The organism is Paenibacillus sp. JSM ZJ436 (assembly GCF_044383795.1).
GTDB classification, from domain to species: domain Bacteria; phylum Bacillota; class Bacilli; order Paenibacillales; family Paenibacillaceae; genus Paenibacillus_AQ; species Paenibacillus_AQ algicola.
This window is the reverse complement of the sequence record NZ_JBISEO010000023.1, coordinates 42,117-48,261: the sequence shown is the minus strand read 5'-3', so window position 1 is coordinate 48,261 and position 6,145 is coordinate 42,117. Positions and strand designations below refer to the sequence as shown.

Here is a 6,145-nt window from a genome sequence, read left to right as displayed (position 1 = left end):
GCCAAGCCGGCTCAATTCTATACGCATTCTGTTGAACAAATCGCGTCTTAAATCACAAGATCTCACAAGACAAGGAGGATTAACTTATTTCTCGGAAATTCATGTCTTGACAATGGGGGGCATTACATTATTCCTGAATATAGACATGGAGGGAATGCATCCAGCGTTATATCTCATAAAAATTATACAATAATTGAAGATCCATTTTACGATGAAGAAGAAGATGAAGTAGAACCAATTTGTAAGCTAGAGACAGTTGAATTTGTGAAAATTATATTAGTGTGGGCTTATGAAAATTATAAATATAAAAAAGAAAAAAAGGTCATTGATGAAGAAGAGGCAGAAATGGTAATGAACTGGATTGAGCAAAAAGTTGAAGAAGTTAAGAGTATAGAAAATGAATCAACAAACCAAACATAAACCATTGAAATACTTGATAAAGCTCTTTCTACTTGATCTATGAGTAGGTAGAGCTTTTTGTTCAAAGTCAAACTTTAAGTGACGCTTCGATTCACGGCATTTTAGGTATGCGATAACCAGCTTAAAGGGGGAATTAGTTAATGAAGCTAACTAAAGAAAAAGCCAAGCAATTAGCCATTGATTATGTGAATAAAGATAAGAGCAACCACTACTACTTAGCAATGATTGATATAGAAGTGTCTAGAATCTCACATAAATATTGGTCCGCTACATTTGAGGTTATAACTTCAGAAGGGCACGTTATGGAAGGTCCATTGCTTATATTGGTTGATGATGATCTGGAAAAAGCAATGACTCTAGATGAGGCTATTGAAGCTCATCTATTAGAATAGTAGCAACGATTGTGGAAGAAGATGGTGCGAGCAGCCAAGTCAGATGATTATCAAAATTACACGGAAAACTGAGTAAATTGATCGTTTCTAGAGTAAATGGAATCATTGGGCTGCAGGTTCATTTTGAGCGTAAAAAGTAAAGGCTGGTGCAGTAGAGCTGTGCTTATGAGTGACGGATTTCACACTTTGACCGAAGTGCATAGCATGATAAGCGAAAAGAAAAATAAAAAGAGAGTAAAGCACAGGAGAGGAATAGGATCAAAACTGTGCATAATGATCATAGGTCCCATCAGTCCTGCCATGATTCCGCTTGAAATGCCTGTGACGACGGTTTGGTAGTCGACTAACGCACCAAAGAGCATCCCGATTGTCATTGCTGCTAAGGTGACGATCATGGTGATCCAGCTGGAATGATGGTGAAACTGAAATGCCCATAATGGGCCTAAAGACAATGCGCTTACGGTACTGATCGTCATTGAAATATTCATCCCCAGATGATAGCCAATGAGGTTCTTCAGTTTTTTTAGATAGACATAAGTTGTTACCAATCCAACAGCCATCAAAGCATTGATGCAAATAAATAAAATAAGGTTCATTAGGTACCCTCCTGTCATTGCATACGAATCGTACTCACTACATAAAATGGCTTATGATTAATTAGGGGGGATTAAATGATGGTTTCTGTAACGTCCAATTTCAGTTCTTCCTCAAGTCCTTTGCCTCTGCATGAATTGAAAGTTCTCCAGGAATACATTCACCAACAGAATATCCAGATCATTGGCAATGTCAATCCAAAACGAAGAAAGGATATTATGCTTTCCCAGTTTTTTAAAACTCATAAAACTCAAACGGTAAAGGTCATTAGAAAAAGCTCGCTCCTTGGAGATCAGGGGCTGATCGCGAAAACGGAAGCTGTAGGGAGAGATTTTGTCATCCTGACAACCTTGCTCAGGAGATACTGGCTCCCATTCCAAGCGATCGTCTCCGCTGAGCAGCCGTTCGACCAAGCGAATGTTCCCCATCAGCCGCATCAGCAGGTAGTGTATGATGACGAGTTGAAGCAAAAAATTATGCTTTGCTTTGGGAAGACGGTAGGGCAGAAAGAGTTTCTAAAGCAACAATTTTTTGATCAAACCTTCGCCGGACATCTTAAAGTATTGTTGAACAACCGACTGACGGTGGAAACAGATACTCAACGAGAGAAAGTTAAATTGACGGAAGTAGGTACAAAGGGAATTACAATGTTACATCAGGGAAAAGAGTCATTTGCCCCATGGAAGGATATCGTCAGTATAGAGAAACAAAGATTTAGTTAGCAGCTCTTTCATTTTATGTAGAAGACACCCGCTCAAAGTGAAGGTGTCTTCTTTGTATTCCTAGAATGAATTTATATGTTCTTTAATATGAGTGGTGCTAATTCGGGGCTCATTTTCTCCAATACTCTGAAAATCCCCCATACTCCCAGCTCGATATCCCAACGTATATTTCCTGAACGGTATAAATAATCACCGGGTTTTCCCAGAAAGCCGCCTGCACCATACTGAATAGGAAAGTCATCCGTATGACCGACACTTATCTGACCTTGGAAGGATACAAGCTGTGAATTAATATCATCATCGCTTCGCAGCCATTGATGCCCATGCAAGACAAAAGTGTGTGCACGAGCACGATCGGACATAAAAATAAAGCGAATGACGACCGGATCTCCCGGGTAAGCCAAAAATAGCGGAGTAGCTGGATCCCCATGAACAGTGGAGCTGAACACTAATGAAATATCGGGGTTGGCAATAAGACGGTTCTTGAATCGTTCAGTTCTATAATTAAAGCCTCGAGAGCCTTGGTCTTCAAAATCCTCCGTCTCTTCCTCCGCGTCCACTCGAATAACCGGCTCAGGATCAAGGATGAGCACACCGTCTTTATTATAAAGCCGCACACCATCGTGCATCAGTATACAGTATTCCCTGAAGCTGTTTCCGCCGTTGAGAATAATCGCTTGACTCCCTGTGCTGAGAGGTTCCCTGGTAACATGGTGGAGGTAGGCAGAACCCCGGGGCTCGGTGATTAGCATGCCAAAAGCTCCATGATGACGATGGTTTCGAATGTCTGCCATATCAACAAGCCCTACGGCACCAATCTGCTGGTCAATATACCACCGATACGTAATTTGTTCACCAGGTGCAATCGTTTGATCTGGATTAAAACCAACCGTGGCACCATCAGAAAAACGAACGTCGTATTGGAGCAACTGGGTATGGAGCGATATTCGTTTGGACGGTCTATGAAGTACGTTGATCGGGACACCTGGGTACAGCTGATCATCAGGTGGAAACTTTAAATCATCCAGTGTATTAAATAAAGTAACCTCAATGATTTCACCTACGTTTCCTCTGATGATCAGCGGCTCCGGATTAAGGCTGCTGTCAATAATCTCTTCGACATTTTCCTTCAAAGCGAATATGATGCTGAACGGATCCTGATCGCCGAAATCGTTATAAATAACTGGCGTTTGTAAGGCGACAACTTCATATTTGCGGACCGGTGCTCCTGGTGGCGCAGGTACATTTTCTTCACCTGATGGTTTAGGCGGTCGTTTTCCATTCGGTTCAGGCAAGGCTTTCGTTCGTCGTCTAGGCATTTGGCGATCAGGCAAAGGAATAAGATGGGGAACGCGTTCTTCGAACGTGCGCAGAATTCCCCAATTTCCGAGCCAAATGTCATCGATGGAACCAAAATGATATAACATATCAAAGTCGCCAATTCCTTCAATGGAAAACTCCAGTGTAAAAGATTCTGATAATCCGATATGCTGCTGATCTACAAGATCGGAATCCAGGTCGCCTCTTTCCATTCTCCACCGCTGGCGATGCAAATTAAAAGAATGAGATTCCTCATGAGATCCTTGGAGCAGCCGAATACGGACGGGATCCCCATTATACGTATTAAGCATCGGCGTTGCGGGATCTCCATGCACCCAAGAACTAAAGACATATGCGGGGTCGCTGTCGGGATGGGTCAGCCGGAACTGAAGGGGTTCGTTACTGTAATTAATCCCCATAGCTCCTGGGTCATCATGGGAGCTAGGGAACGGAGGCTGATTTAATGGATCTCCATCTTTATCAAACAAAAAGGCAAAATCATGAACGAGCAGAGTGAATTCTCTAAAGTCAGGGATAAACGGATTGACAATAGTCGCCTGTGTGCCTGCCTTAATTTCTTTACCTGTTTCTGAAGATACAAACAGAGATCCTCTAGGCTCTATGTTTATAGCTGCAAACAAACCGTGATTCTGATGTTGATTAGCAAAAAGATGATCATGAAAAAACGTCGCCTTAAGCTCCGCATCCGCAAACCATTGATATTGAATAGTCTGGCCGGGTAATATACCGGAATCATAGTTCCAGCCTACATTGGCACCATCTGAAACGAGAGGATCGAACTTGACGAAGTGAACATGAAGGCCGGCTTCATAGGTCCGATTTACCAGTTGAAAAGCATTGCCTCCGATGACCTCCGGTAATTTATTTGTAAATTTCAATCGGATACAGTCACCGGCGTTTGCTCTAATAGTTAGCGGCTCAGGCTTTTTACGCCCCGAGCATACAGCTTCTTCATCTTCGGCCAGCACAAAAATGCGGGCTTGTGGATCATGCCAGCCATGAGTGTTGTAAACGACAGGGAGCTGAACAGCGACAATATGAAATTCCCGGTCAGGGTTTATGTCAGGCTCGCACGGATTTACAAATACGGCTCCTGGCACTGCATTGGGAGCAAACTGGTTGATTTCGAGTCGCGTTGATGGACGGCCGCCTTCAATTCCAAGGGGGGGTCTGGGAGCTTTTTTGCCCACAATCCCGGGAATAAAATTAGGAAAACCAGGCTTTGCTTTTGTCGGTTCAGGGGGTCTTGGGCGGTCCAGGAGTGGTTTCAGCGCTTTAATCGGTTTCCCGTTAGGATATTTGCCCCTTCCGTCTTGAAGTGTATTAAATATGCGCTGCATCCCCCACATTCCCTCATCGAAGTGAGGGTACAAATGGCAGTGAATAATAACATCGCCAAAAGCCTCTTGCAGACTGCCTGCTCCATAAAGTGGAGAGATGGTGTAGGAAGCCTGAGGCGATATCGCTTGCGAGTCTTTAAGTTCAGATTCCACGTCGGTGGGTTCAAACAACCACTGGTGAACATGGTAGTGGAAAACATGAGTTTCTTTGACTCCGCCGTGAATGAGCCTGATTTTTACTGGATCTCCCACATAGGCACGCAATACGGGCGTAGCTGGATCTCCGAACATCCACGAATCGTGATGAACCTCTTCGCCCTCCGTATCGGGAGAAACCACTCCGTTCAGAATAAGTCGTTGACGGTTTCGCATCGGTTCTCCCCGATAATTTACCGTGTGGGTTGCTTCAGGCTGTAACGTGTGAGGACTGAAAGGTGTATCCCCGGTCAAATCATTAATCTCCATTTCATCATGAAAAACCCAGGCATATTCACGAAATGAGGGAAGAAAAGGATTATGTACATCCGCGTAAATCCCGGAATCTATAAATTTTCCCGTCTCGGGGTCGGTCCAGCTGGAGCCTCGGGGTTCAACAATGAGTGCGCCGAAAAGACCATGAACCTGCGTTCCCAGCTCACTGGAAAGCGTGTTGCCAAAATCATTAAATAAGCAGATACTCTCACGGGTGGCATGCCATGAATAGGTTATGGTATCTCCCGGCTGGACCGTAGTGTTGCTGTTAAATCCAACAGCTGCTCCATCTGAGGTCATGACATTGTATTCGACATCCTGAATATGCATGGAGGCGGGAGCGTTCAGCCTGTTTTCAAATAATATTTCAATATCATCTCCGGCGTTGGCCCGAATGATCAAGGGTTGAACCAAGTCAACGGTAGTGAAAGGGTTTTTGGCTATCAGCCTTCTGACCTTGTCTTCATTCTCTTTCAGGACATACATTTTGCCTTCAGGGTCGTGATCTCCGAAGTCGTTGATGACGATCCGGACGGAGATCGCTACAATATGAAATCGTCTTTTCACGGTTCACCTCTTATAGTCGTATTTCAGGAATCGGAGTGCCGGGAGCCTCAATAAAATACACCTTAATATTATCAATATGTGTGCGCAGTATAACGTTGTCGAGCACAGGGACGTTAGAAAACTCTGCTTGTACAAAGACTGTATCCGATTCAACATCTACAAGCTCACCCACATAGAAAAAAGGGAACGACGCGATCAATACCAGGATGCGGTTTCCAATGTTCCGTCTAAACTCAGCGACAAGTGATTGATGGCGAAGATCATTTAAGTTTTGTTGATCCGCAGATGGTGGCATGAT

6 protein-coding genes are annotated in these 6,145 nt (G+C 43.9%); 3 read left to right on the top strand and 3 right to left on the bottom strand.

Going from position 1 to position 6,145, the window contains the following annotated elements; genetic code table 11:
• The first annotated feature begins 264 nt into the window (after nucleotides 1-264).
• Together ACH6EH_RS18965 and ACH6EH_RS18960 are read left to right on the top strand one after the other, a co-directional pair.
• Nucleotides 265-420: a hypothetical protein gene (locus tag ACH6EH_RS18965; RefSeq protein WP_397333422.1), complete on the top strand. Its 156-nt coding sequence runs from the start codon at nucleotides 265-267 to the stop codon at nucleotides 418-420.
• 140 nt (nucleotides 421-560) lie between these two features.
• Nucleotides 561-812 (top strand): hypothetical protein, encoded by a 252-nt coding sequence (locus ACH6EH_RS18960; RefSeq protein WP_397333421.1) that lies wholly within the window; start codon nucleotides 561-563, stop codon nucleotides 810-812.
• 179 nt (nucleotides 813-991) lie between these two features.
• Here the strand turns inward: ACH6EH_RS18960 and ACH6EH_RS18955 are convergent, their stop codons facing one another.
• Nucleotides 992-1,408 carry a hypothetical protein gene (locus tag ACH6EH_RS18955; protein WP_397333420.1) on the bottom strand — a complete coding sequence of 139 codons (417 nt, stop codon included), beginning with the start codon at nucleotides 1,406-1,408 and terminating at the stop codon, nucleotides 992-994.
• Between the two features lie 75 nt (nucleotides 1,409-1,483).
• On the opposite strand from ACH6EH_RS18955, the gene ACH6EH_RS18950 reads away from it, so the two are divergent.
• Nucleotides 1,484-2,128, top strand: a complete 645-nt coding sequence (locus ACH6EH_RS18950; RefSeq protein WP_397333419.1) for a hypothetical protein — start codon at nucleotides 1,484-1,486, stop codon at nucleotides 2,126-2,128.
• A 71-nt stretch (nucleotides 2,129-2,199) separates the two neighbouring features.
• On the opposite strand, the gene ACH6EH_RS18945 is transcribed toward ACH6EH_RS18950, so the two are convergent.
• Entirely contained in the window at nucleotides 2,200-5,847 is a 3,648-nt protein-coding gene (locus ACH6EH_RS18945; protein ID WP_397333418.1) for a multicopper oxidase domain-containing protein, read from the bottom strand.
• Between the two features lie 10 nt (nucleotides 5,848-5,857).
• Entirely contained in the window at nucleotides 5,858-6,142 is a 285-nt protein-coding gene (locus tag ACH6EH_RS18940; RefSeq protein WP_397333417.1) for a hypothetical protein, read from the bottom strand.
• Nucleotides 6,143-6,145: the final 3 nt, after the last annotated feature.